This window comes from Collinsella tanakaei (assembly GCF_016900375.1).
In the GTDB taxonomy this organism is placed as follows: Bacteria; Actinomycetota; Coriobacteriia; order Coriobacteriales; family Coriobacteriaceae; genus Collinsella.
In genome coordinates this window covers 99372-123630 of the sequence record NZ_JACJKB010000003.1, presented here as the reverse complement: position 1 = coordinate 123630, position 24259 = coordinate 99372, and the positions used below count along the sequence as shown (strand labels likewise).

Below are 24259 nucleotides of genomic sequence, written 5' to 3'. Positions count from 1 at the left end.
CAATGCAGCTTCATGATCTTACCCCCAGCGCGGGTTCCACGCATAAGCGCAAGCGCGTGGGCCGCGGCAACTCCTCTGGCACCGGCACCTACTCGGGCCGCGGCCAGAACGGCCAGGGCTCCCGCTCCGGCGGCACCAAGGGCGCAGGCTTCGAGGGCGGCCAGACCCCGCTCGCGATGCGCCTGCCCAAGCTCCCGGGCTTCAAGAATCCTCGTCGCGTTGAGTTCACCGCTGTGAACGTCTCCCGTCTCGAGGAGAAGTTCGAGGACGGCGCTGTCGTCGACGGCGCTTCCCTCGTTGCCGCTGGCATCATCAAGAAGGAGTTCGAGCCCGTCAAGGTGCTCGGCGACGGCGATATCACGAAGAAGCTCACGGTTAAGGTCGACAAGGTCTCGGCTTCCGCCAAGGCCAAGATCGAGGCCGCAGGCGGAAAGGTCGAGTTCCCGTGCTAACTGGTCTTAAAAACGCATTCCGAATCAAGGAGCTGCGCGGCAAGATCTGTTTCACTATCGCCATGCTCGTGCTGTACCGTGTAGGTGCGCACGTTCCCGTGCCCGGCATTCCCTTCCAGGGGATGCTGGGCCTTTTCCAGTCGGCCGGTGATTCGGTCGCTGGTGGCGCCATGGCACTTCTGAACCTGTTCTCGGGTGGCGCGCTTTCCTACGTTTCGGTGTTCTCGCTGGGCATCATGCCCTACATCACCAGCTCCATCATCCTGCAGATGCTGCAGGCCGTGGTGCCTTCCCTGCATGAGCTCGCGCGTGAGGGTGAGGTCGGTCAGACCAAGATCACCCAGTACTCGCGCTACCTCACGCTCGCCCTGGCTATTCTCAACGCCATCGGCTACCTCTTCCTGTTCAAGAGCTTCGGCATCTCCTTCACGGGCGCCGGTGCTCCCGAGATCATCTTCGACATCATGGTCGTGGGCACGCTCGTCGCGGGCGCCATGCTCATCATGTGGATCGGTGAGCTCATCACCCAGCGCGGTATCGGCAACGGCATGAGCCTGATCATCTTCGCCAACATCATGGCGGGTCTGCCTCAGGCCATCTTCCAGTCCGTTTCCGACGGCGGCACGGCCGGCATGATCCTCACGGTGGTCATCGCCGTGATCATCATCGCGGTCATCCCGCTGATCGTGTTCGTCGAGCGCGGCCAGCGCCGCATCCCCGTGCAGTACGCCAAGCGCGTTGTGGGTCGTCGCATCATGGGCGGTCAGGCCACCTACCTGCCCATCAAGGTCAATACGGCCGGCGTCATCCCCATCATCTTCGCGAGCGCCCTGCTGTACTTCCCGGCGCAGATCGCCGTGTTCTTCCCTGGCATCGACTGGATTCAGGCCGTGGCCGGCGCGCTTTCGTCCGGTTGGCTCAACTGGGTCCTGAACGTGGTCCTCATCGTGTTCTTCGCGTACTTCTACACCTCCATGGTGTTCAATCCCGACGACACGGCCGAGAACCTCAAGCGCCAGGGCGGCTTCATCCCGGGCGTCCGTCCGGGCCGTGCGACCGCGAACTACATCAAGAACGCGCTCAACAAGATCACGCTCCCGTCCGCCATCTTCCTGGCCATCATCGCCATCGTCCCGTCGATCGTCTTCTCGTTCACGGGCAACCAGCTGATCCAGGCTTTCGGCGGCACCTCCATCCTCATCATGGTCGGCGTTGTGCTCGATACCATCTCCAAGGTGGAGAGCCAGCTGAAGATGTACGACTACGACGGATTCTTCAAGTAAGGGAACAAGGAGGCAACCCATGAAAATCGTGCTTTTGGGAGCTCCCGGTGCCGGCAAGGGCACCCTCGCCCAGCAGCTCGTCGCCGAGTTCGGCGTGGCCCACATCTCCACCGGCGACCTTCTGCGCGCCGCGGTGAAGGGCGGCACGCAGCTCGGCATCCAGGCCAAGAAGTACATGGATGCCGGCGAGCTCGTTCCCGACCAGCTCGTGATCGACCTCGTCAAGGAGCGCCTTGCCGCCGATGACGCTCAGAAGGGCTTCATCCTCGACGGCTTCCCGCGCAACACCCTTCAGGCCGTGACCCTCGATTCCGAGCTCTCCACGCTCGGCCAGCCGCTTGAGTGCGCGCTGCTCGTCGACGTCGCCGCCGACGTCATCATCGATCGCCTGTCCTCCCGTCGCGCCTGCAAGGAGTGCGGCTACACCGGCACCGCTGCCGATGAGACCTGCCCCAAGTGCGCAGGCGAGATGTACCAGCGCGATGACGACAAGCCGGAGACCATCGCCAACCGTCTCGACGTGTACGAGAAGAACACCGCCCCGCTCGTGGAGTACTACCGCGGCCAGGGCAAGCTCAAGATCGTCGACGGCACCGGCGCGATCGAGGATGTCTACGCCCGTGCGAAGGAAGTCCTCGCCCTATGATCAAGATCAAGTCTGCAGAAGAAATCGAGCAGATGAAGAAGGCTGGAGCGCTGTCTAAGATGGCGCTCCGCCGCGTTGGGGCCATGGTGCGCCCCGGCGTGTCGACCTTCGAGCTCGACCAGCTCGCCGAGCAGATCATCCGCATGCACGGCGGCATCCCCGCGTTCAAGGGGTACGCCGGCTTCCCGGGAACCATCTGCGCGAGCGTGAACGACCAGGTCGTCCACGGCATCCCGAACCCGGATGTCATCCTGCGCGACGGCGATATCGTGTCGGTCGACACCGGCGCGATCGTCGACGGCTGGGTGGGCGATAACGCCTGGACCTTCTATTGCGGCACGCCTTCCGCCGACGTGCAGGCGCTGTGCGAGGTAACGCGCGACTGCCTCAAGGTCGGTATCGAGCAGGCTGTGCCCGGCAACCACCTGGGCGACATCGGCCATGCCATCCAGACCCTCGCCGAGGGCCATGGCTACGGCGTGCTGCGCGATTACGTCGGCCACGGCGTCGGCCGCGTGATGCACGAGGACCCGAACGTGCCGAACTACGGCAAGAAGGGCCGCGGCGTGCGTCTCCAGGCCGGCATGGTCATCGCCATCGAGCCGATGATCACGCTCGGCACGAACCACGTGACCACGGGTGCCGACGGCTGGGTCGTCACGACAAACGACCATCTGGCCGCCGCCCACTACGAGAACACCATCGCCATCACTGAAGACGGCCCCGTGATTCTGACCGTCGATGAGATGGGACCCTGGTGCTCCATGCAGGGCGGTCAGCTCTAGCTGTCTATTCCCATAGGTCTACTGGGACCCCCCGTATATCCTTCCGTGCTCAAACAGTCCTCGGCCTACGGCCTGCGGAACTGCGCCGTAAGGATATACCGGGGGTCCTGCTGCAAAGGTATGCGCCCGCGCGTCAACGCAAAGCGAGCTGCAGCGTCAGGTCGGGCGCTTAACAGCGCCGCTCCCTGACGCTGGCACATGCTAAAGCATGCACTCCTCCTTACCCAACAGTTGTCAAGAAGGTGCAGGCAGGGGAGAGGTTAACGTATCGACTGGGTCCCCCGCCCGAGAGTAAAACGGCTGCCGCAGCTGAGAATGGCGAAGCAAGGCAGCCTCGCATTCGCAAAGCCCAACAAAGGGTGAGCTGTGGCGAACCGACGCATATATATCCCCCGCGCGTAGTTCCGCAGGCCGCAGGCCGAGGACTGTTTGAGCACGGGGGATATATATGCGCCGGTCCGCCCAGTCACCCCACCAATTGTGGAGCCATTACGAATCTGACCCTGTTGTTAAGCTTTTTGTTATCATTCTCAGTTGCTGTCGTTTTCTAGAGAAAGATGATTGCTTTGAAGAAGGAAGATGCTATCGAACTCGAGGGTACGGTCACTGAGCCGCTCCCGAACGCCATGTTCCGCGTCGAGCTCGAGAACGGTCATTCGGTTCTGTGCTCCATCTCGGGCAAGATCCGCATGAACTATATCCGTATTCTCCCGGGTGACAAGGTCGTGGTGGAGCTTTCCCCCTACGATCTGACTCGTGGTCGCATCACCTATCGCTACAAGTAGCGACAGTTCGCATAGTGCACATCGTCGATCGCAAGGTCCGCTCAGCCTTACGATCGCGTTTGCATGAGGCGAGGCCAGCCATCAGTTATTCACGCCTGCGGCTGGGCGAGTAGATACATTCCATTTGTAGTTTGAGCACTACCGAAAGGAAGAACGATGAAGGTACGTCCTTCGGTCAAGAAGATGTGCGATAAGTGCAAGATCATCCGGCGTCACGGCAAGGTTCTTGTTATCTGCGAGAACCCCCGTCACAAGCAGCGCCAGGGCTAAGAGAGGAGACCAAAGTTGGCCCGTATTAATGGTGTCGACCTTCCGCGCGAGAAGCGCGTTGAGATCGGTCTGACCTACATCTACGGCATCGGCCGCACCACCGCCACGAAGATTTGCAACGATTGCAACATCAACGTTGACACCCGCGTCCGCGACCTCACCGACGAGGAAGTCGACGCGATCCGTAAGTACATCGATCAGAACCACATCATGGTCGAGGGTGACCTCCGCCGTGAGCGCAACCAGAACGTCAAGCGCCTGATGGACATCGGCTGCAACCGTGGCCTCCGTCACCGCAAGGGCCTCCCTGTCCGTGGCCAGCGCACCCACACCAACGCTCGCACCCGCAAGGGTCCGAAGCGTCAGATCGGTGCCAAGAAGAAGAAATAAGGGAGACTGACTAATGGCTACTGCTAAGAACAAGCGCGGTCAGGCTGCTCGCATCAAGCGTTCCGACCGTAAGAACATCTCCGTGGGTCAGGCCCACATCCGTTCCACGTTCAACAACACCATCGTGTCCATCACCGACGGCCAGGGCAACGTTATCGCCTGGAAGTCCGCTGGCACCGTTGGTTTCAAGGGTTCACGTAAGTCCACGCCGTTTGCCGCCCAGATGGCTGCCGAGGCTTGCGCCAAGATCGCCATGGAGCACGGCATGCACAAGGTCGCCGTCTTCGTGAAGGGCCCCGGCTCCGGTCGCGAGACCGCCATCCGCTCCCTCCAGGCCGCCGGCCTCGAGGTCTCGAGCATCCAGGACAAGACCCCCATTCCGCACAACGGCTGCCGCCCCAAGAAGCGTCGCCGCGTGTAACTCCTGAAAGGATCGATAAACTATGGCAATCGATAGGACTCCGGTTCTCAAGCGCTGCCGTCAGCTCGGGATCGATCCCGCTGAGCTGGGCTACAGCGGTAAGGAATCCAAGCGTCAGCCCAAGCGTCGTCGCAAGGAATCCGAGTATGGTATTCAGCTTCGCGAGAAGCAGAAGGTTAAGTTCATCTACGGCGTGCTCGAGAAGCAGTTCCACAGCTACTTCGTCCGCGCCCGCAAGATGCCCGGCATCACCGGCGAGAACCTGATGAAGATTCTCGAGACCCGTCTCGACAACGTGGTCTTCCGTCTGGGCTTCGCCCGCACCCGCAAGGAGGCCCGTCAGACCGTGCGTCACGGCCACTTCACCGTGAACGGCCGTCGTGTCGACATCCCCTCCTACCTCGTCAAGCCCGGCGACGTCATCGCCGTGGGCGAGAAGTATCGTGATCTCCTTCCTATCAAGGAGGCCCTCATCCAGTCCGAGCGTTTTGAGGTTCCTGGCTGGCTCGAGGTTGATATCGAGAAGCTGTCCGGCAACGTGCTCGCCATGCCGAGCCGTGAGCAGATCAGCGGCGACATCAACGAGCAGCTCATCGTCGAGCTCTACTCTAAGTAGTCCATTTGGGCTGCTGAGGCTGGAGGTATTACATGTCAGAATTCATTAGGCCTCAGGTTCAGGTTGAGGAGATCAACGAGACGTCCGCCCGCGTGTCCGTCGAGCCGCTCGAGCGTGGCTACGGCGATACGCTCGGCAACTCGCTGCGCCGCGTGCTGCTGTCCTCCCTCGAGGGCGCTGCGGTGGAGGCCATCCAGATCGATGGCGCCCAGCACGAGTTCATGACCATCCCCAACATGGTCGAGGATGTCACGGATATCGTCCTGAACGTCAAGGGCCTGGTGTTCCGTTCGCTCGGCACCACCGACGAGGGCACCGCGACCATCTCGGTCGACGGTCCCTGCGAGGTTACCGGCGCGGACTTCTTCATCCCTTCGGAGTTCGAGCTCGTCAATCCCGATAAGCACATCGCCACGCTCAACGAGGGTGGTCACCTGACCATGAGCATGCGCATCGGCTATGGCCGCGGCTATGTCTCCTACGAGGGGAACAAGCGCGACAACGACCCCATCGGCGTCATCCACGTCGACTCGCTGTACTCGCCTGTCCGCCGTTGCGCCAAGCTCGTCGAGGCCTGTCGCGTTGGCCAGCACACCGACTACGACCGTCTGGTCCTTGAGATCGAGACCAACGGCGCGGTTGCCCCGCGCGACGCCGTCGTCCAGGCTGCCAACATCATCAACCAGCACATGGCTGCCTTCATGAACCTCGCTGAGACGCCCGAGGTTGAGGAAGAGGTCTCCATCTTTGCCCCCGAGACCACCAGCGACAACGCTGAGCTCGACAAGCAGATCGAGGACCTCGACCTCTCGGTGCGCTCTTACAACTGCCTGAAGCGCGCGAGCATCCACTCCGTGCGTCAGCTCGTCGAGTTCTCCGAGAACGACCTGCTCAACATCCGCAACTTCGGCGTGAAGTCCATTGAGGAAGTCAAGGATAAGCTTGAGTCCATGGGCCTGAGCCTGAAGGCGTAAATCGCGCTACCCGTGTAACCAGAGGAGACCATAGCTATGCGTCACAATCGAAAGAAGGGCCTGAAGCTCGGCACCGACGCGAGCCACACCAAGGCCATGAAGAAGAGCCTCGCCCAGGCGCTCTTCACCAACGACCGCATCAAGACCACCATCACCCGCGCCAAGGCGCTCCGCTCCTACGCTGAGCCGATCGTCACGTGGGCTAAGAAGGGCGACCTTCACTCCCGCCGTCTGGCCATCGCCAAGCTCGGTGACAAGGACCTGGTGAAGGAGATCTTCGACAAGGCCGCTCAGGGCATGTGGGCCGACCGCAACGGCGGTTACACCCGCATCATGAAGCTCGGCACCCGCAAGGGCGACAACGCCGAGATGGTCATCATCGAGCTCGTCTGCGAGCCTGTGGTGAAGAAGGCCCCGAAGAAGGCTGCCGCTCCCAAGAAGGCCCCCAAGAAGGTCGAGGAGCCCGCTGCCGAGCCTGTCGAGACCGAGGCCGTCGAGGCCGAGGCTGAGGCCACTGAGGCTGCCGCCGAGTAACTGCCGCACGGCATATCGGTATTTGCTGAATGAGAAGGGATGCGTCGTTAGGCGCGTCCCTTTTTCGTTATGATGCCCTTGGCCTTCGACGAAAGGCCGGGTTGTTGAAGCGTACACCTGTGGACAGGGAGGTGGGACATGATCGAGGTAAGATGCGTCTCCGTGCGCTATCACGCCGATGAGCGCGCGGCGCTGTCCGATATCTCCCTCACGGTTTTGCCCGCCGAGGTCTTGTCCCTTGTGGGTGCGAACGGGTCGGGCAAGTCGACGCTCGCATCGTTGCTCTGCGCCCTGCGCTTGCCCGGTGATGGGAGCGTTTCCGTCGACGGCTTCGATCCGGCCTCCTCAGCGGCGGCCCGTCGCGAGGTCCGCCGCCGTGTGGGCTTCGTCAGGCAGCATCCGGCCGACCAGCTCGTGTCCACCTCGGTTGCCGATGAGGTGGCGTTCGGCCCGCGCAATCTCGGTTTGGAGCCGAACGACGTTGCGGCTCGGGTCGAGCGCGCGCTGGCGCGCGTCGGCCTCGAAGGCTTCGAGGGGCGCGACACCGGTGCGCTTTCCGGCGGCCAGCAGCAGCTGCTCGCGGTGGCCGGAGTCCTTGCTATGGAACCCAGCTATATGGTGCTCGACGAGGCGACCTCCATGCTCGACGCCTCTGCGCGTCCTGCGATGCGCGCGCTCGTGACGCGGCTTGCCCATGAGGTTGGGCTGGGCGTGGTCCAGGTGACCCACGACCCGCTGGAGATCCTTGCGTCCGATCGCGTCGTGGTGCTCGAGGCGGGCTCCGTTATCTTCGATGGCTCGCCGCGGCGCCTGCTGTCGGATCGCTTTGACCTTTGGAGCGATACGGTCGTGGACGATCCCTCTGTTCGGGCGGTGCGAGCCTGCATCGACGCAGGGCTGCCCGAGCAGATGGGCTGCGAGCCGCAGGGCGCCGTCTCATGGGCCGCTGAAGCCCATCGGCACCGCCAGGTTGCTCCCGATGCCCTGCGGTCCATCAAAGCCGCTCTGAGGGCGCCTGAGGCCGCGACAGGCAGGGGTCGCGCATTCGCTGCCGCTGTCGACGACGTGGCTTCCGATGCCCTGCTGCTCGATGGGGTCACCTTTTCTTACGATGGGTGCGAGCCCGTCCTCCGCGATATCGATCTTGCCGTCCAGCCCGGCGAGGTCGCACTTGTGGCCGGTCCCTCGGGTTCGGGCAAGTCGACGCTTGCCTGCGTGGCTTCAGGCCTGTTCGATGCCGACGCTGGGAGCGTCCGCGTCAACGGGGCGCCCGTACGCACCGGATCGGTGGGCATCGCGTTTCAGCGTCCCGAAGACCAGCTGTTCTGCGAGAGCGTGCGCGATGAGCTCGCCTTCGCGCCGCTCAACCTCGGCGCGACGGCTCAGGAGGCCGCCTGTCGGGCAGAGGCGGCCGCGCGCCTCGTGGGCCTTGAGGACGACCTGCTCGATCGCTATCCCTTCGACCTTTCCGGCGGACAGGCGCGCCGCGTGGCGATCGCCTCGGTGCTTGCGCTCGATGCGGGGGTCTACCTGCTCGATGAGCCGACCGCGGGCCTCGATGCCGCGGGCAGGCGCGCGCTTCACGAGACGGTGCGGGCCTGCGCGAACAAGGGTTGCGCCATGGTGGTGATCAGCCACGACCTCGAGGAGTGGCTCGGCGAGGTCGATCGCGTGCTCCTCATGGCGTCGGGGGCCGTTGTCTGGGAGGGCATGGCCGCTGAACTTGCGGGCAGGGCCGATGCGTTCGCGCGCGCGGGCCTGCGAGCGCCGCTTTCGTTCGAGCTCGACGCTATGCTCGCTGATGCCCTCGCGGATGGGAGCGCCTCATGAAGCCGTTTTCCCCCTTGGGCTCGTTCGTGTCGGCCGATACGCCTGCGGCGCGTATCGACGCACGCGTCAAGCTGATCTTGCTGCTCGCGGCGACGGTCGGCATCTTCGCGACAGCCGGGTCGTGGGTCCTCGCGCTGTGGATCGTGGTGCTCGCGTTCGCCATGCGCGTGTCGGGGATGCGGCTCTCGTCCCATCTTCGCGTCCTTGCCCCTGTCGCCTTCATCCTCGCGTTCACGCTTATCGCCAACGCCCTCGCGCTCGATGGGCACGGGGACATCGCCTTGGCGGGGCCGGTCGGCATCGATACAGCCGGCGCGCTGCGCGGCGCCACCGCGGTGCTCCGCATCGCCATCCTGCTCGGTTTCGCGCTGTGCGTGTCCTCGTCCACGACGCCGCCCCAGCTTGCAGATGCCTGCGTGCGCCTGCTGCGGCCCTTGGGGCGCATCGGCGTGCCCGTTGCCGATATCGGCCTCATGCTCTCGCTTGCGCTGCGGTTCATTCCCATCGTGTCGGAGGAGTTCTCGCGCATCCAGCTGGCGCAGCGCTCGCGCGGCGTCGACTTCGAGGCGGGTGGGCTCGTTGCACGCATCAGGTCGTGGGCGTCGGTGCTGACACCGCTCGTGGTGCGGCTCTTTCGGCGTGCTGACCGCCTGGGGGAGTCCATGGCCCAGCGATGCTATGCTGATAGCGCCGACGTGACGGCCCCGAGGGCGCCGCTTTCCGCGCGTAGCCGGGCGGTGCTCGTGCTGGGACTTGCATTCTGTTTGCTGTTGCCGCTGGCGGCGCACCTGCTGTGAGCGCGCGTCGGCGCGACATGTTCGGTAACCATCAAGGATTCTGCCGGAGGCGACATGGCTGATATGGATCGAGCGGTCCTCGATACTCCCGATACGGACCTGACGGGCGCGTCCGATGCCCTGCAGGGCGCCGAGGCCGATTGCGAGCTGCTGGACGGCACGCTCGTGTTCCGTTTGGGCTACGACGGCACGGGGTACTCGGGTTTCGCCGAACAGCCGGGCCAGCACACCGTGGCCGGCGATATTCGACGCGCGCTCGAGACCTTCCTGCGCCGCGAGATCGACCTCACCTGCGCGGGGCGCACCGACGCCGGCGTCCATGCGGTGGGGCAGTACATCAGCCTGTCGGCAACCGCCGATGAGCTCGAGGTGACCCGTTCGCGGTGGATGAGGGCGCTCGCTGCGCTGCTGCCGCGCGAGATCGCCGTTTCCGAGGTCTACCATGCCGCCCCGGGGTTCTCCGCTCGCTTCGACGCCCGGTCGCGCACCTATACCTATCGCATCGCCACGGGCGATGCGCCCCCGCTGCTCACGCGCAACGTGACGTGGTGGCATCGCTGGCCGCTCGACGTGGCGGCCATGGAGGACGCCGCGCAGCGCCTGCTCGGCGAGCGCGATTTCAAGAGCTTCTGCAAGACGTCGTCGGCCGTGGGCAAGCCCACGCATCGCAACGTCCAGGAGGTCTCCTTCGCCCGTGAGCGCAACCTGGGGGAGGAGTGCCTGGCGTTCACCATCCGCGGCAACGCGTTTCTGCATTCCATGGTGAGGGCGATCGTCGGCACGCTCGTGGAGGTCGGATGCCATCGCCGCGAGCCCGCATGGGTCGATGAGGTCCTTGCCGCCTGCGACCGCGCGGCTGCCGGCCCGACGGCGCCGGCGCGCGGCCTGTGCTTCATGGATGTCGCCTACGACGAGGGCGTGCTGACGCGCTGCCCCTAGGACGACGGGCTGGCTGGATTCGGAGACGTTCGGACGGGCGCTGCGCTCGATGATGATGAACCTGTGTTGGCCGGGTGTGATTCGTCTGTGCATGGCGTGAGCGCGCAAAGCGCAGCTGAGCGTGCGAAAACGTGATGCTACCATGGCAGTATTGGCAGTATCACCGGGAGGCCGACGTGGCGCATCGCGTTTCAAAGTGTCCTTGTGTATCCGTCGTCATGGCTGTGCGTGACGGCGCGGGGCATCTTGCGCGCTCGGTGGAAAGCATCCTCAACCAGTCCTATACCGATCTTGAACTCATCATCGCCGACTGCGCGTCGCGCGACCGCACGCCGGCGCTGCTGCAGGGCTTCCACGACCGCGATATCCGCGTCGAGCTCGTCGAGCGCGATGACGGAGATATCGCGGGCGGCATGGCGGCGGCACTGGACCGTGCCCGCGGCTCGTTCGTGCTCTTCATGCGCCAGGATTGCTGGCTTGCCCCCGATGCGCTCGAGCCGCTGGCGGCGTGCGCCCGAGATGACGCGCTCGACATGGCGTTTCTCGGCCGTCTGGAGGATGCGATCGACAGCAAGGGCCGTGTCGCCTCCACGACCGAACGGCGGGTCGATGCCGGGGTGTGGGGCCGCGACGACGGGTTTTATCGCGCTGCCGCCAAACTCTATGAGCGGGGCCTGCTGAGCGATGCCTATGGCGTGCTCATCGCGCGCGGCATCGCCGCGGCGCACCGCGACCTGCTTGCTGTGGGGGAAGACGAGGGCTTTCCGTTCATGGCTGCCTGCGTGGGCGATGCCGAGCGCATCGGCGTCTCCGGCGGTCCGGGCTATCACGATGTGGTCGTGACGCCGGGCGCATCCATCCCGTTCAATCCTGCGTATGCGGTACGCTGCGCGCATGAGCACCGCCTTATGATGGACCTGCTGCGCTCCGGGGGCGCCGATGCGGACCCCGAAGCGGTGACCGCTGTGCACCGCAGGCATGTGCGCAATCTGATCGATTGCATCGACAACGCGAGCGTCGGCTCGAGCGGCATTTCCGCATCCGAGCGCCTGAGCTGCGTGCAGAGCATGATCGACGACGAGGACGTGCGCGATTCGCTCGCTGCGGTCGAGGCGATGTCGGGGGAGTTCGGCATCATGTACCGTCCCATGTCGCAGCGAAATGCCGCGTGGTGCTGCATGGGGTCGCGCCTGCGCGAGTTCGTGAGGATGTCGCACCTTCCGCTCGGATTCATGCTGTAGGTCGTTTACTGCGCATCCCGTATGTCTGCGGGTTTGTCTGCTGACCTGTTCGCATATGCGCGAATGTCGGTATTAACGGCTGAACTATGCAACAAGCTTTGATAAAATAGGCCAAATCCGGCGTATTGAGTCATAACTGTTAAATCATGGCGGCTCGTCGGCCGATGGCCCGCCATGCATGTACAGTTTGAAGCCGACGTGTTTGGACACAGGTTTAACCCGAGGGAGGGATAGGTCCCATGGCAAAAAAGCGCAACGGTCGCCAGGATGCGATTCGCGAGATAGTTCGAGAGAAGGACGTGCGGACCCAGCGTATGCTCGTCGACGAGCTCAAGGCTAGTGGATTCGATTGTACGCAGGCGACGGTCTCCCGAGATATCGCCGACATGGGGCTTCGCAAGCTTCCCGAGGGCGTCTATGTGCTCGCCGAGGACCTTCATCTTCAGCGTATGGTCTCCGAGCTCGTCATCGAGGTCTCCCGCGCGGACAACCTCGTGCTCGTGAAGGCTCAGCCCGGCACGGCGTCCGGCATCGCCGCTGCCATCGACGCAGCGGAGCTTCCCGATGTGCTCGGCTCGCTCGCGGGTAACGATACCATCCTGGTGATCGCCCGCACCGAAGCCGATGGTGAGCGTCTGGAGAACATGATCGCCAAGCTGAGGAGCGTGCGTAAGTAGATGATCGCCGCCATCCATATCCTCGTGCTCGCGCTGCTGATCCTCCTGCCGATCGCACTCATTGCCCTGCTCGTGTGGTACTTCATCCGGTCGCGTGCATCCCGATAACGTGAAAGTTAGGGGACAGGCATGCAATTTTGGGGACAGGTCCCAAACTTTCATCAGGCATCCTTCCTCTAGGCTTGCCCTTGCACAAATGAAAGTTTGGGACCTGTCCCCAAAATTGCATGCCCTAACTTTCACGAAAAAGCCCCTCTTGAGAGGGGCTTTTTGCTTGGCGATACATCTAGGCTGCCGGTGCGGGATCGGGCGTGGGCTCGGGTGTCGGCTCCGGCTCAGGGGTCGGTTCCGGCTCGGGCGTCGGCTCCGGCTCAGGGGTCGGTTCCGGCTCGGGCGTGGGCTCAGGATCCGGCGTGGGCGTCGGGTCGGTTCCGCCGCCACCCGTGTTGCCGCCCGTGTTTCCACCCGTGTTGCCACCGGTGTTCCCGCCGGTATTGCCACCGGTGTTATCGCTCGGGGTGCCGCCGGCGTTCGGGTCGGTCGGCTCGGTGGGCTGGTTCTGGTCGCTGCCGGCGGGCTCGGTATCGATATGGCCTTCCTCGGCGGGCTCATCGGTGTTGTAGCTGTCGTCGTCATCCCAGCTGCTGCCACTGCCGTAGTTGCCGCCCTCGAAATCCCACTCGTCGGCATCCTTGTACTCGGGCGTATCGCCGGTGGGGAACTCCTCGCGCGCCACGCCCGCGAGCGTCGAGTTCATGAAGTTCTCGAAGATCGGCAGGACAGTGTCGGCCGTGCCCAGGTAGGGGATGGCGCTGTTGGAGTTGGAGTGGCCGACCCACACGGCAACGGAGAGCTGCGGGGTGTAGCCGACGAACCACAGGTCGGTGGTGTCGTTGGCGGTACCGGCGGTACCGGTCTTGCCGGCCACGGGCTGGTTGATCTGGTAGGGATAGCCGTACACGCCGGTGCCGGAGCCCGTCATGACGCCCTCGAGGCACTCGTTGATGACCTCGGCAACGCCGGTGGTCATGACGCGCTCGGGAGCGTCGGAGTGCTGGTAGAGCACCTCGCCCTCGCGGTTGGTGATCTGGGTGATGGCGACGGTGTTGCGGTGCTCACCGCCGGCGGCGAAGGTGGAGAACGCCTCCGCCATCTCGAGGGTGGAGCAGCCGTAGGCGCCGCCCGTCAGGGTCAGCGAGGCGGCATAGGGATCCATGCCCGCGGCCTCGGTGTCGATGCCGAGGGCCTGGGCCATGTTGATGATCTTGTCGTTGCCGATGGCGAGCGCCACCTGGACGAAGCCCGTGTTGGCCGAAAGCGCCGTGGCGCGGGCGAGCGTGCACACGCCGTAGTCGTGGTTGCCGTAGTTGCGCAGCGGCTCGTCCTTGGTGTAGTAGGGCTCGATGGCCATGGGCGAGGAGCAGTTGATGCGGGTGTTGGGGTCCATGCCCTCGTTGATCGCCGCGGCAAGGGTGATGGCCTTGAACGACGAGCCGGTGGAGCGGCGCGAGGTGGCGTGGTTGATGTGCGAGTCGTCCGCGTAGTAATCGCGGCCGCCCACCATGGCCAGGATATAGCCGGTGTTGGGGTCGAGCACGGTCATGCCGACGTCGAGGTCGTCGACGCTCAGGGAGTCCATGCGCTCGTACGCAGCCTGCTCGGCCGCCGCCTGGATGGTGGGGTCGATCGTCGTCTTGATGGTGAGGCCGCCGGCGAACAGGACGTCGGTGGAGAACTCCTCGGAGAGCAGGCCCTTCACGTAGTCGACGAAGTAGGGGTAGGCAAGCGTGCCGTTGACAGGCTGCTCGCTCACGTTGAGGGTGATGGGCTCGTTCGCGGTGGCGTCGTACTCCTCCTGGGTGATGTGGCCCAGGCGCAGCATGGCGGAGAGCACGACGTTGCGGCGGTCGCTCGCGCCCTCGGGGTTCTTGGTGGGGTCGAGGTAGTCCGGCGCGTTGGGCAGGCCCACGAGCAGCGTGGCCTCGCCGAGCGTCAGGTCGGAGGCGCTCTTGGAGAAATAGGTCTGCGCGGCAGCCTGGATGCCGTAGGCGCCGTGGCCGTAGTAGACGGTGTTGAGGTACATGGTGAGGATCTCCTCCTTGGAGAAGATCTTCTCCATCTGGAGGGCGATCCACGCCTCGCGGACCTTGCGCTCGATGGTGTCGTCGAACTGCTCCTCCGACAGGATCGTGTTGCGCACGAGCTGCTGCGTGATGGTGGAGGCGCCCTGCGAGCCGCCGGTCAGCTGGCTCACCACGGCGCGCATGATGCCGATGATGTCGACGCCCGGATGCTCATAGAAGCGCTCGTCCTCGACATCGACCATGGCGGTCAGCACGTAAGGCGAGATCTGGTCGTAGGAGACGGTCTCGCGATTCTGGATGTAGAGGCTCGCGATCTCGTTGCCGTAGGCGTCCTGGATGCTCGTGGGCTCGGATGCCAGGTAGTTGTCGGCATTCGTGTAGTCGGGCAGGTCGGACAGCCAACGGGTGACGTTGCCGACCATGCCGATGCCGAAGGCAACGCACAGGATCAGGAAGAACCCGAAGAACGAGCCGATGATGACGGGAAGGGTATGCGTCTTGGAGCGATGGCGTGTCTGGCGCTCGCGTGGACCCATAGCTGCATCTCCAATCGTTGGACGTTGAGCGACGTGTGCCGTCGCCGCGGGCCGTGCGCACAGGGTGTGTGCGCATACGTAAGAACACATTACCGTAAGGCGCGACGGCATCGCTCGTGTATGCTGGGAGAAAAGCAAATTCCAGACCGACTGCATATGGTGAGCAGGGCAGCTCGGCGCGAGGCGCCGGCGCCGCGGGCGTCGACTTGAAGCGCGCGTTGATGGGCGGAAGCGGACCCTGATGGCGGCGCTTCGCAAGGGTGCCGCCGGCGCTGCTCGCCGGCTGTCGGAGCAATGGGGGAGGACGATGGAGAACAACGCGTGCGGCCTGCGCGTGCCCGAGCTGCTGGCGCCCGCCGGATCGATCGAGGCGCTCTATGCCGCGGTGGCAGCGGGCGCCGACGCCGTGTACACGGGTCTCGGTGCCTTCAACGCGCGCGCGGCGGCCCGCGATATCGCGCTCGAGGACTTCGCGCGCGCCTGCCGCCTTGCGCACGCCCACGGGGTGCGCGTGTACGTGGCCGAGAACGTCTACCTGCGCGAGGGCGAGCTCGACTGCGCCCTCGCGCTGGCGTACCGCGCCCATGAGGCGGGTGCCGACGCGCTCATCGTCGCGGATGCGGGGTTCGCTCGCCTCGTCCGGCGCGAGCTGCCCGGCCTCGAGCTGCATCTCTCCACCCAGGCGGGCGTCATGTCCGCTGCGGGCGTTCGCCTGGCTGCCCGCGAGCTCAGCGTCGAGCGCGTGACGTGCGCCCGCGAGCTCTCGTGCGGCGAGATCGCCGAGCTCTGCCGGACGGGTACGGGCATCGAGGTGTTCTGCCATGGCGCCATCTGCATCTGCTATTCCGGCGCCTGCGCGTTCTCGGCGCTGCGCCGGGGCCGTTCCGCCAACCGGGGCGATTGCACGCAGCCCTGCCGTCTTTCCTATGGGCTGGTGGATGGCTCGGGCCGCTCGGTCGCGGGGGTTTCGGGCGATCGCCTGCTGTGCCCGCGCGATTACCTGTCGATCGGGCACCTCGAAGAGCTCTGCCACGCGGGGGTGTCGGCCCTGAAGATCGAGGGCCGCATGAAGAACCCCGACTATGTGTACAACGTGGTGCGCACCTACCGGGTGGCACTCGATGCGCTCGCGACCGGCGCGGAGATCGATCCGGCCGCGCTTACCGCGCAGCTCGGCCGCTCCTTCAATCGCGGATTCACCGATGCCTACCTGCGCGGAACCTCAGGCGCCGAGCTCATGAGCTTCGAGCGGGCCATCAACCAGGGCATCCGCGTGGGCGAGGTGGTCGAGCGCGGCTGCCGCGAGGTCGTCGTGGCGCTCGAGGGCGCGGTGGCGGCGGGCGATACGCTCGAGATTCGCACGATCCTGCCCGAGGACGCCGCGCCGGATGTGCCGGCGCGCTGGCCGCTCGTGCCCTGCGAGGTCGACGGCGCGGCGGGCGATCGGATCCGTGTGCGCTGCAAGCGGCGCGTGGCGCCGGGCAGCCCCGTGTACCTCACGGCGAGCGCCGGGGTGCGCTCCGAGGCCGAGGTGGCGGTGGCAGCGATGCGTGCGGAGGCCTTCGAGCTGGCGCCGGCAGGGGCCGTGGCTGAGTTCGCGGATCGCGGCGACTGGGTGGCGGGGGAGAAGCCGCGCTGCTCGGCGGGTGGTGCACCGGACGCCGCATCGCACGCTCCCGCGGTGGCAGTCGTGGCGAACTCGCCGCAGCTGGCGCAGCGCCTGCTCGGTGATGGCCGCCAGCCCGGCGTCTACGTACGAGCCTCGCGCGTGCTGGAGGATCCCGCGTGGGACGACATGCTCGGCGGCGTGGCGGTCATCCTCGACGAACCCAGCCGCGCTGCCGACGAGGCGCGCGTTCGTGACCTGTGCCGGCGCGCGTCGCGCGTCGTGTGCCGCAACCTGGGGGCCATCGAGCTCGCCCGCGCGGAGGGCGCCGCGTTCGAGGTGGCGGCGCCGGTCTCCGCTACCAACAGCGAGACGGTGGACTGGCTTGTATCTCTCGGGGCGCAGCGCGTTTGGCTGCCCGACGAGCTGCCGATCGAGCGCGCCTGCGCTATCGCCCGTGCTGCTGCTCGACGGGCCTGCGGCCTTTTGGTCTACGGCGTACCGCAGCTCATGGTGTGCGAGCATTGCCTGCTCACGGCAGAGGGGCCCTGCGACGGCGATCACGACCGCTGCGCGCGCCGCCGCTCCGAGCGGTATCTGGTGGAGGAGGGTGCGCGCCTGCCGGTCCACGTGGATAGCCTTGGCCGCACGCGCATCTACGATGCCGCTCCGCTCGATCGCCTGGGCGCGCTCTGCGATGTGGCCGCAGCGGGCTTCGGCACCCTGTTGATCGACGCCGACCTTGTGGGGGAGCAGGCGGCGATCGACATCGTCGAGCAGACGCTCTCGACGCTTCGGTAATAACCGACCCCTGGCGAGACCGCCATTCCTCTCTCTAACTCACCTCTAATGGCGCGATTAGAGAGAGAAACAGCGGTCTCGCCAGGGGTCAGTATTAATAGGCCATCGCCTGCTCATCGCTTGGTCGCCGCGTCCGCACGCTCCGTGTTTCAGGACGCTCCGGCGCGAAGCGCCTCGCTCGAGTCCCCGACAGCGCGCGGTGACCCTGTGGGCGCTTGGCGTTCTCGCCGGCGCGCCCGCGCAACTCGGCTACACTAATGCAGTTATGTGCTATCCAGCACCGCCCGGATGCGGGCGAGGGTGCTAACGATGTCAAGGAGGATGCAGACATGCTTCCAGTCGATGAGCAGATGCGCATCATCACCTCCGGTGCCGCGCAGATCGTGCCTGAGGCGGACCTCAAGAAGAAGCTCGAGCGCGGCGTGCCGCTGAACATCAAGCTGGGCGTCGACCCCACGAGCCCCGACCTGCACCTGGGCCACGCCGTCCCGCTGCGCAAGATGCGCCAGTTCCAGGACCTCGGCCATAAGGTGACCCTCATCATCGGAAACGGAACCGCCATGATCGGCGACCCGTCCGGCAAGAACTCGACCCGCCCGCAGCTCTCGCAGGAGCAGGTCGAGGCCAACGCCGCCACCTACGTGGCGCAGGCCATGAAGATCCTCGACCCCGAGAAGACGACGATCGTCCACAACGGCGACTGGATTCTGTCGCTCGACCTCAAGGGCATGCTCGAGCTCTGCTCCAAGTTCACCGTGGCGCGCATCCTCGAGCGCGACGACTTCACCAAGCGCTACCAGTCGCAGACGCCCATCGCCCTGCACGAGTTCCTGTACCCCGTGATGCAGGCCTTCGACTCCGTGAAGATCGAGGCCGACGTCGAGATGGGCGGCACCGACCAGCTCTTCAACCTGCTCGCCGGCCGCGAGCTCATGGAGAAGATGGGTATGGAGCCGCAGGTCGCGCTCACCATGCCGCTGCTCGAGGGCACCGACGGCGTGCGCAAGATGTCCAAGTCCTACGGCAACTACATCGGCCTTACCGATGAGCCTGCCGATATGTTCGGCAAGACGATGTCCATCCCCGACGAGATGATCGGCAAGTACTACCGTCTGGCCTCGACGCTTTCCGTCGACGAGGTCGACGAGATTGACCGTGCGCTCGCCGACGGCTCGGCCGACCCCTACGCGCTCAAGCGCGCGCTGGCCAAGAACATCATCACGGCCTACCACAGCGCCGAGGCCGCCGAGGCCGCCGAGGAGGCGTTCGACCGCGTGTTCAAGGAGTCCCAGCTGCCCGAGGACATCGCCGAGGTCCACGTCGAGGTGCCGGTGAACGAGGAGGGCATGGTCTACCTGGCCGGCCTGCTCAAGGATGCCGGTCTTGCCGCCTCCGCGGGCGAGGCGCGTCGCCTGATCGACGGCGGCGGCGTGAAGATCGACCAGCAGCCCGTGGCCCCCAAGAGCTACAACATCGAGCCCGCCCTGCTTCATCCGGGCGTCGTGCTGCAGGTCGGCAAGCGCAAGTACGCGCGCCTGGTGTAGCGCCGCAGAGGGACATACGCTTTCACCCTGTTTTGGGCCTCGCGCAGCTGCGGGGCCCTTTTCATGAAAGTTTGGGGACAGGTCCCGAACTTTCATCAGGATTCGGTTAGGGTTGCGCGCCGCCCGTATGGCGCGAGCCTCGGTCGGGTAGGCTCCCGGAGAAACAGTTTTTATAAGGAGGAGCTGACCCCATGATCAAACTCATCGCATCGGATATGGACGGTACCCTGCTCGACGAGCACAGCCAGGTGCCGCCCGAGACCTACGATCTCATTCTTGCCCTGCGCGAGCGGGGCGTGCGCTTCGCCGCGTCCTCGGGGCGCCGCTACGACCGGCTGTGCGAGTTCTTCGCGCCCATCAAGGACCGCATGGACTTCGTCGCCTCGAACGGCGCCCAGGTCTATGCAGACGGCAGGCTCGTCGATCGCGAGGTGTACTCGCACCTTGCCATCAAGCGGTTGGCGCGTACGGTCGGCATGTTCGAGAATCTGCATCTGGCGCTGTTCGACCGCTCGAAGTCGTATCTGCTGGACGATGAGAGCAAGTTCGTGCGCGAGATCGACAAGGACCTGCCAAACGCCGAGCGCATCTGGGAGCTGCCCTCAGCCGACGTGAGCATCATCAAGGCCAGCGTGTTCTGCGACGACGGCGCCGTGATGGATTATGCCTATGTGCTCGAGCGCGAGCTGGGCGACGAGTTCGTGTTCGCGCCCTCGGGCAGCGCATGGATCGACGCCATGCAGCGCGGCGTGTCGAAGGCGTCCGGCATCCAGCAGCTTATGGACCACTACGGCATCGACGCCGACGAGGTCATGGCGTTCGGCGATTCCATGAACGACTACGAGATCATCCGCCTGGTGGGCCAGGGCTGCGCCATGGCGAACGGTCGTCCCGCCCTGCGCGCGGTCGCCGACCGTGTCATCGGCTTCAACCGCGACCACGCCGTGCAGCAGGAGTTGCGGCGCGTGCTGGAGAGCCTGGACGAGCGCTGATCCTGGCGGATGCGATCAGGCGTCGTCGACACCGAGCCGTGTGAGGATCTCGTGGGCGGGGCCGCCTTCGTCGTTGCTTGCGATAACGAGGTCCGCGGCCGCCTGGGTTGCGGGTTCCGCGTTGGCGACGGCGACGCCTGCGCCCGCGGCCTCGAGCATGGGGATGTCGTTCAGGCTGTCGCCGAACGCGAGGGCGTCGCGCACGTCGATGCCGAGGTGCGCGCACAGCCAGCGAAGCGCGGTGCCCTTGGTGGCGCCAGCGGCCATGACCTCGATGTTCGTCGGGTGGGAGCGGGTGTGCACGATGCCCGGTATGCTGTCCAGGCCCGCGAGGATCGCGTCGCGGTCTGCCGGGTCGTGCCAGTAGATGCCCACGCGCTCGATGTCGCCGACGCGCCCGATCGTCTGCTCCGGCGTCTCGTCGACCGGCGTGCGGACCCGCCGGATCAGCGCGATGGTCTCGGCGTCGGGGATGATGTCCTCCAGCCGGTCGAAGAGGGAGCGCATGAGGTAGGTGCGCCCGCCGGCGAAGATGTCGAAGGTCGCGTCGCGCCCGCGCACGAGGTCCCACACGGCGAGCGCGCGCTTTGCCCCCAGCGGCACGGTATGGATCGTCCGTGCCGCGCAGGAGCGCTTGTCCGTCTCGTCGAGCTCGAACACCGATGCCCCGTTCGCGCTGATGGCATGGCGCACCGCGGGGTGCGCGAGCAGTTCCGCGGGCAGTCCCGTGAACGGCCTGCCGGTGCAGGGCACGAAGGGGATACCCCGCTCGGCGAGCGCATCGAGCGCGCGCCAGGCAGCATCGCCGATGCGCTTGTCGGTGGTGAGGAAGGTTCCGTCCATATCGGAGAAGACGATTGCCGGCAGGCGGTCCATACGTGAGTCCTTTCGCTTATGCTCGCGCCCTGCGCGCAAGCAGGTTCATGATCGTGCGCGCCACGCCGTCCTGGTCGTTCGTGCCGCAGACGACGTCCGCCTCCGCGCGAACGTCCGCGTCGGCGTTGGCCACCGCCGCGCCGATGCCCGCGCAGCGGATCATCTCGAGGTCGTTCAGGTTGTCCCCGAAGGCGACCGCATCGTCCGTGCTGGCGCCGATGTGCGCGCACAGCCATGCAAGCGCCGAGCCCTTGGACGCACCATGGGCCATGACCTCGATGTTCGTGGGGTAGGAACGCGTGATGTCGATGCTGGGGACGTCCGCGAGCCTCTCGAGTATGGCATCGCGGTCGCGCGGATCCTTCCAATACATGGAGACGCGCTCGAGGTCGCGCACGCGGCGGATGGTGGCGTCCGCGTCCTCGTCGACCGGGATGCGCGTGTCGACCATCGATTTCAGGATGTCGGGTTCGCCCATGAACTCGGGCAGGCGCTCGTAGAGGTCGCGGCGCAGGTAGTTGCACCCGTCGGCGAACACGTCGAACGTCACGTCGTAATCACGGGCGATCTCGAGCACCGCGAGGGCGCACGTGCGGTCGAGCAGGGCGCTGTGGATCGTTCGGGCGCTGCTCGCTGCGGGGTCATCCGGATCGAGCTCGGACACGGTGGCGCCGTTCGCGCTCACGACGAAGCGGACCGCGGGATGGCGCAGAAGGTCGGGGTAGACCCCGGCGAGCGGCCGGCCGGTGCAGGGGACGAAATCGAAGCCGCTCTCCGCGAGCGCGTCGAGCGCGCGCCACGTCGCGGCCGACACCTCCTTGGCGGTCGTGAGGAGCGTCCCGTCCAGATCGGAGAAGACGATCATATGAGTCCTTTCCGACAGTCGCCGATATGCGAGGGACGCGGCGCCCGATCCATCTGCCGGGCGCCGCGTCCCACGGCGTCTCTATTCGTGAGCGATCGTGCCCGCTACAGGCGGTACATGAAGTTGAAGACGTCCTCGCGCTGGACGGTCACCGTGACGCCGGACAGGTCGCCCGCCTCGGACAGGGCCTCCTGCAGCTCGTGGAAGTCGAGCTTGGAGGCGGAGATGTCGGCGAGCATCGTCATGGTGAAGATGTCGTCCAGGATGGACTGCGTGATGTCGCGGATGTCGACGTTGGCCTCGCCGAGCACGCGGGTGACGCCGGCGACGATGCCGGGGCGGTTCTTGCCCAGCACGGTGATGACGATACGGTTGGATGCGGTCTCGGCCATGAGGGGACCTTTCTCTTGGATGCGTGTGCAGTCGGACACATTGTACCGATTCGCGCGACAAGATGGGGCCGGGTGCAAACTTGTCGCGCACGATGGGTACAAATGCGTAAAGCCAGGCGGAAGGGAGGCGCTATGGATCTCGTATCGCTGCAGATCGGGTTTGGGACGCTGGCCGTGGTCGTTGCCCTGGCGGGCGCGTTCTACCAGAGGGCGGCGGTGCCCTGCGTCCTTGCGAGCTTCGCCTTGGCGATGGCGCCGGCTGTGCTTGTCATCCCGTTCTTCAGGGATGCTGCCGAGGCGGGCGACATCTCGATGATTCTCGACACGGCGGGCGCCTACGTCATGTGCTCCGTCGGGCTTGGTGCGGTCGTTCTCCTTCTCAACGCCATCGCCCTCCTTCGTCGAGCGTGACAGGTAGGACGGGGCCCAGCGTCATGCTTTTGCAAAAGCATGACGCTGGGCCCCGTCCTACCTGTCACATGTTCGCGTGAACCTTTTGTGGGAGCGCGCGCCCTGTGCTATTCTAGGCAGGCTGTTTTGTCTTGGTCGGAAACCAAGACACCCCTTATGTCCTGATTGGTAACCAGGACAACGAAGAAGAGGAGCCCTGCCATGAAGTCTGGTATCCATCCCGAGTACGTCGAGTGCACGGTGCGCTGCAGCTGCGGCAACACCTTCAAGACCCGCTCGACCAAGCCTGAGATCCAGGTCGAGCTGTGCAACGAGTGCCACCCGTTCTACACCGGCCAGCAGAAGTTCGTCGACACCGGTGGACGCGTCCAGCGCTTCGCCGACAAGTTCGGCGGCGCCGCTCAGGCCGCTCTCGAGCGCGAGGCCGCCAAGAAGGCCGAGCGCGCCAAGAAGGCCGAGGAGGAGGCCGCTAAGCGTGCCGCCGAGCGTGAGGCTAAGGCTGCTGCCAAGGCCAAGCGTGCCGCTGAGTTCGAGAAGAAGGCCGCTGCCGAGGCTGCCAAGAAGGCCGCTGAGGCTCCTGCCGATGAGGCCGTCGAGGCTCCCGCTGCTGAGGCCGAGGCCACCGAGGCTGCTGCCGAGTAGCATCTCGCTCGCATCGCAACTGAGCTGAAGGGCCGCCCTAGGGCGGCCCTTTGCAATTTCGGGGACAGGTCCCAAACTTTCATCCTGACGCGGCGCCGCCCGCCATGAAAGTTTGGGACCTGTCCCTAAACTTTCATCTGGCGCTCTTTGGCGGTCAGGTGGTCGACGTCGATGCGGAAGATGGCGACGCGGGCGACCCCTTCGGGCGTGAACGATGTCGGCGCCTCCGGGGCCGCGTGTGCCATGATGAGCTTGAGAGCATGTTGGCGTTCGTCCTCGTCGGCGACTTCGCGCACGCGTCCGGCAGCCATGATGCTCGCGTAGCTGCGCGAGTATGCGCACGAGTAGCTGCCGGCGATGGTCCCGCGATCCTGATCGAGCTCGAGCGCCACGGGCATGCCGGCGTCGCCCTGCGAGCGGAACGCGTCGGCCTTTCGCCCCTCTCGCGCCGAGTGGATATAGAAGCGGGGGAGCGCTGCGTCCTCATCCCAGGTGTAACCGTAGTTCACCGGCACGATGAACATCCCCTCGTCATCAACGACGCCTATTCGCAGTACCTGACAGGTCTCGACGATCTCGCATATCCGAGCCTTGTCGGTGATCTCTCGTTTGGCGAGTCTCATATGTCTCATGGTGTCCTCCCCATGGCCTTGGCGATTTCGCCTCTATATTGTAGTGCGAAGCTGCATAGCCCACGAGTTTTGGGTGTCGCGCCCGCCCGCATGGGGCGGATCTTCTCTGATGGGGGTCAGTTATATAAAGTTAGTTCAGATATGCGTAAGCGCATCAAAATGGTGGGAATAACGTTTTGGCCGTTAGGGATGAAATGTCCGCTTTACAGACGTCTGCTAAGGTCAGATAGCCTGAAAA

Annotated in this window: 26 protein-coding genes; 21 read left to right on the top strand and 5 right to left on the bottom strand. The window is 65.1% G+C overall.

Annotated elements, in window-relative coordinates; translation table 11 throughout:
* Positions 1-2: 2 nt before the first annotated feature.
* From rplO to H6A16_RS02900, 16 genes are all read left to right on the top strand, one after another.
* Positions 3-452, top strand: a complete 450-nt coding sequence (gene rplO / locus H6A16_RS02975; RefSeq protein WP_204615977.1) for a 50S ribosomal protein L15 — start codon at positions 3-5, stop codon at positions 450-452.
* Positions 446-1735 (top strand): preprotein translocase subunit SecY, encoded by a 1290-nt coding sequence (gene secY / locus H6A16_RS02970; RefSeq protein WP_204615975.1) that lies wholly within the window; start codon positions 446-448, stop codon positions 1733-1735. Before rplO ends, secY begins: the two co-directional genes overlap by 7 nt.
* Positions 1736-1754: 19 nt before the next feature.
* Positions 1755-2381 carry an adenylate kinase gene (locus H6A16_RS02965; RefSeq protein ID WP_204615973.1) on the top strand — a complete coding sequence of 209 codons (627 nt, stop codon included), beginning with the start codon at positions 1755-1757 and terminating at the stop codon, positions 2379-2381.
* A complete protein-coding gene (gene map, locus H6A16_RS02960) occupies positions 2378-3166 on the top strand; it encodes a type I methionyl aminopeptidase (protein ID WP_204615971.1) in 789 nt (262 codons plus the stop codon). Before H6A16_RS02965 ends, map begins: the two co-directional genes overlap by 4 nt.
* Positions 3167-3732: 566 nt before the next feature.
* The gene (infA, locus tag H6A16_RS02955) at positions 3733-3951 is read left to right on the top strand and encodes a translation initiation factor IF-1 (RefSeq protein WP_009141477.1); all 219 of its coding nucleotides are present in this window, start codon (positions 3733-3735) and stop codon (positions 3949-3951) included.
* A gap of 156 nt (positions 3952-4107) precedes the next feature.
* A complete protein-coding gene (gene rpmJ, locus H6A16_RS02950; RefSeq protein WP_006363204.1) occupies positions 4108-4221 on the top strand; it encodes a 50S ribosomal protein L36 in 114 nt (37 codons plus the stop codon).
* 15 nt (positions 4222-4236) lie between these two features.
* Positions 4237-4611: a 30S ribosomal protein S13 gene (gene rpsM / locus H6A16_RS02945; RefSeq protein WP_204615968.1), complete on the top strand. Its 375-nt coding sequence runs from the start codon at positions 4237-4239 to the stop codon at positions 4609-4611.
* A 13-nt stretch (positions 4612-4624) separates the two neighbouring features.
* Positions 4625-5032, top strand: coding sequence for a 30S ribosomal protein S11 (gene rpsK / locus H6A16_RS02940; RefSeq protein WP_204615966.1), 408 nt, complete (start codon positions 4625-4627; stop codon positions 5030-5032).
* A 22-nt stretch (positions 5033-5054) separates the two neighbouring features.
* Positions 5055-5648: a 30S ribosomal protein S4 gene (rpsD, locus tag H6A16_RS02935; RefSeq protein WP_204615964.1), complete on the top strand. Its 594-nt coding sequence runs from the start codon at positions 5055-5057 to the stop codon at positions 5646-5648.
* A gap of 32 nt (positions 5649-5680) precedes the next feature.
* Positions 5681-6622, top strand: coding sequence for a DNA-directed RNA polymerase subunit alpha (locus H6A16_RS02930; RefSeq protein ID WP_204615963.1), 942 nt, complete (start codon positions 5681-5683; stop codon positions 6620-6622).
* A gap of 36 nt (positions 6623-6658) precedes the next feature.
* The gene (gene rplQ / locus H6A16_RS02925; protein WP_204615962.1) at positions 6659-7156 is read left to right on the top strand and encodes a 50S ribosomal protein L17; all 498 of its coding nucleotides are present in this window, start codon (positions 6659-6661) and stop codon (positions 7154-7156) included.
* 138 nt (positions 7157-7294) lie between these two features.
* Positions 7295-8986, top strand: coding sequence for an ABC transporter ATP-binding protein (locus tag H6A16_RS02920; RefSeq protein WP_204615961.1), 1692 nt, complete (start codon positions 7295-7297; stop codon positions 8984-8986).
* Positions 8983-9783, top strand: coding sequence for an energy-coupling factor transporter transmembrane component T family protein (locus H6A16_RS02915; protein ID WP_204615960.1), 801 nt, complete (start codon positions 8983-8985; stop codon positions 9781-9783). Before H6A16_RS02920 ends, H6A16_RS02915 begins: the two co-directional genes overlap by 4 nt.
* Before the next feature lie 54 nt (positions 9784-9837).
* Positions 9838-10722: a tRNA pseudouridine(38-40) synthase TruA gene (gene truA / locus H6A16_RS02910; RefSeq protein ID WP_239458150.1), complete on the top strand. Its 885-nt coding sequence runs from the start codon at positions 9838-9840 to the stop codon at positions 10720-10722.
* Between the two features lie 176 nt (positions 10723-10898).
* Positions 10899-11963, top strand: coding sequence for a glycosyltransferase (locus tag H6A16_RS02905; protein ID WP_204615959.1), 1065 nt, complete (start codon positions 10899-10901; stop codon positions 11961-11963).
* Positions 11964-12202: 239 nt separating this feature from the next.
* Positions 12203-12640 (top strand): arginine repressor, encoded by a 438-nt coding sequence (locus tag H6A16_RS02900; RefSeq protein WP_204615958.1) that lies wholly within the window; start codon positions 12203-12205, stop codon positions 12638-12640.
* A gap of 286 nt (positions 12641-12926) precedes the next feature.
* On the opposite strand, the gene H6A16_RS02895 is transcribed toward H6A16_RS02900, so the two are convergent.
* Positions 12927-15260, bottom strand: coding sequence for a transglycosylase domain-containing protein (locus H6A16_RS02895; RefSeq protein ID WP_204615956.1), 2334 nt, complete (start codon positions 15258-15260; stop codon positions 12927-12929).
* A 241-nt stretch (positions 15261-15501) separates the two neighbouring features.
* On the opposite strand from H6A16_RS02895, the gene H6A16_RS02890 reads away from it, so the two are divergent.
* The 3 genes from H6A16_RS02890 to H6A16_RS02880 all read left to right on the top strand — a co-directional run bounded on the left by H6A16_RS02890 (position 15502) and on the right by H6A16_RS02880 (position 20203).
* Complete coding sequence (locus H6A16_RS02890; RefSeq protein ID WP_204615953.1) at positions 15502-17667, top strand: U32 family peptidase; 2166 nt, start codon at positions 15502-15504, stop codon at positions 17665-17667.
* A gap of 329 nt (positions 17668-17996) precedes the next feature.
* Positions 17997-19211, top strand: coding sequence for a tyrosine--tRNA ligase (gene tyrS / locus H6A16_RS02885; protein WP_204615951.1), 1215 nt, complete (start codon positions 17997-17999; stop codon positions 19209-19211).
* A gap of 191 nt (positions 19212-19402) precedes the next feature.
* A complete protein-coding gene (locus tag H6A16_RS02880) occupies positions 19403-20203 on the top strand; it encodes a Cof-type HAD-IIB family hydrolase (RefSeq protein ID WP_204615949.1) in 801 nt (266 codons plus the stop codon).
* A 15-nt stretch (positions 20204-20218) separates the two neighbouring features.
* Here the strand turns inward: H6A16_RS02880 and H6A16_RS02875 are convergent, their stop codons facing one another.
* The 3 genes from H6A16_RS02875 to H6A16_RS02865 all read right to left on the bottom strand — a co-directional run bounded on the left by H6A16_RS02875 (position 20219) and on the right by H6A16_RS02865 (position 22336).
* Positions 20219-21079, bottom strand: a complete 861-nt coding sequence (locus H6A16_RS02875) for an HAD-IIB family hydrolase (RefSeq protein WP_204615947.1) — start codon at positions 21077-21079, stop codon at positions 20219-20221.
* A gap of 16 nt (positions 21080-21095) precedes the next feature.
* Positions 21096-21944 carry an HAD hydrolase family protein gene (locus H6A16_RS02870; protein WP_204615945.1) on the bottom strand — a complete coding sequence of 283 codons (849 nt, stop codon included), beginning with the start codon at positions 21942-21944 and terminating at the stop codon, positions 21096-21098.
* 104 nt (positions 21945-22048) lie between these two features.
* On the bottom strand, positions 22049-22336 hold the full coding sequence (locus H6A16_RS02865; RefSeq protein ID WP_204615943.1) for an ACT domain-containing protein: 288 nt from the start codon (positions 22334-22336) through the stop codon (positions 22049-22051).
* A 132-nt stretch (positions 22337-22468) separates the two neighbouring features.
* On the opposite strand from H6A16_RS02865, the gene H6A16_RS02860 reads away from it, so the two are divergent.
* Positions 22469-22747: a hypothetical protein gene (locus H6A16_RS02860; protein ID WP_204615941.1), complete on the top strand. Its 279-nt coding sequence runs from the start codon at positions 22469-22471 to the stop codon at positions 22745-22747.
* 201 nt (positions 22748-22948) lie between these two features.
* Complete coding sequence (gene rpmE, locus H6A16_RS02855) at positions 22949-23389, top strand: 50S ribosomal protein L31 (protein ID WP_204615939.1); 441 nt, start codon at positions 22949-22951, stop codon at positions 23387-23389.
* A gap of 125 nt (positions 23390-23514) precedes the next feature.
* Here rpmE and H6A16_RS02850 read toward each other — a convergent pair whose 3' ends face one another.
* Positions 23515-24021 carry a pyridoxamine 5'-phosphate oxidase family protein gene (locus H6A16_RS02850; RefSeq protein WP_204615938.1) on the bottom strand — a complete coding sequence of 169 codons (507 nt, stop codon included), beginning with the start codon at positions 24019-24021 and terminating at the stop codon, positions 23515-23517.
* Positions 24022-24259: the final 238 nt, after the last annotated feature.

Coding starts and splice junctions, on each gene's coding strand:
- rplO (WP_204615977.1), top strand. CDS start 3: ATGCAGCTTCATGATCTTACCCCCAGCGCGGGTTCCACGCATAAGCGC.
- H6A16_RS02965 (WP_204615973.1), top strand. CDS start 1,755: ATGAAAATCGTGCTTTTGGGAGCTCCCGGTGCCGGCAAGGGCACCCTC.
- map (WP_204615971.1), top strand. CDS start 2,378: ATGATCAAGATCAAGTCTGCAGAAGAAATCGAGCAGATGAAGAAGGCT.
- rpmJ (WP_006363204.1), top strand. CDS start 4,108: ATGAAGGTACGTCCTTCGGTCAAGAAGATGTGCGATAAGTGCAAGATC.
- rpsK (WP_204615966.1), top strand. CDS start 4,625: ATGGCTACTGCTAAGAACAAGCGCGGTCAGGCTGCTCGCATCAAGCGT.
- rpsD (WP_204615964.1), top strand. CDS start 5,055: ATGGCAATCGATAGGACTCCGGTTCTCAAGCGCTGCCGTCAGCTCGGG.
- H6A16_RS02930 (WP_204615963.1), top strand. CDS start 5,681: ATGTCAGAATTCATTAGGCCTCAGGTTCAGGTTGAGGAGATCAACGAG.
- rplQ (WP_204615962.1), top strand. CDS start 6,659: ATGCGTCACAATCGAAAGAAGGGCCTGAAGCTCGGCACCGACGCGAGC.
- H6A16_RS02920 (WP_204615961.1), top strand. CDS start 7,295: ATGATCGAGGTAAGATGCGTCTCCGTGCGCTATCACGCCGATGAGCGC.
- H6A16_RS02915 (WP_204615960.1), top strand. CDS start 8,983: ATGAAGCCGTTTTCCCCCTTGGGCTCGTTCGTGTCGGCCGATACGCCT.
- truA (WP_239458150.1), top strand. CDS start 9,838: ATGGCTGATATGGATCGAGCGGTCCTCGATACTCCCGATACGGACCTG.
- H6A16_RS02900 (WP_204615958.1), top strand. CDS start 12,203: ATGGCAAAAAAGCGCAACGGTCGCCAGGATGCGATTCGCGAGATAGTT.
- H6A16_RS02895 (WP_204615956.1), bottom strand. CDS start 15,260: ATGGGTCCACGCGAGCGCCAGACACGCCATCGCTCCAAGACGCATACC.
- H6A16_RS02890 (WP_204615953.1), top strand. CDS start 15,502: ATGGCGGCGCTTCGCAAGGGTGCCGCCGGCGCTGCTCGCCGGCTGTCG.
- tyrS (WP_204615951.1), top strand. CDS start 17,997: ATGCTTCCAGTCGATGAGCAGATGCGCATCATCACCTCCGGTGCCGCG.
- H6A16_RS02880 (WP_204615949.1), top strand. CDS start 19,403: ATGATCAAACTCATCGCATCGGATATGGACGGTACCCTGCTCGACGAG.
- H6A16_RS02875 (WP_204615947.1), bottom strand. CDS start 21,079: ATGGACCGCCTGCCGGCAATCGTCTTCTCCGATATGGACGGAACCTTC.
- H6A16_RS02870 (WP_204615945.1), bottom strand. CDS start 21,944: ATGATCGTCTTCTCCGATCTGGACGGGACGCTCCTCACGACCGCCAAG.
- H6A16_RS02865 (WP_204615943.1), bottom strand. CDS start 22,336: ATGGCCGAGACCGCATCCAACCGTATCGTCATCACCGTGCTGGGCAAG.
- H6A16_RS02860 (WP_204615941.1), top strand. CDS start 22,469: ATGGATCTCGTATCGCTGCAGATCGGGTTTGGGACGCTGGCCGTGGTC.
- rpmE (WP_204615939.1), top strand. CDS start 22,949: ATGAAGTCTGGTATCCATCCCGAGTACGTCGAGTGCACGGTGCGCTGC.
- H6A16_RS02850 (WP_204615938.1), bottom strand. CDS start 24,021: ATGAGACATATGAGACTCGCCAAACGAGAGATCACCGACAAGGCTCGG.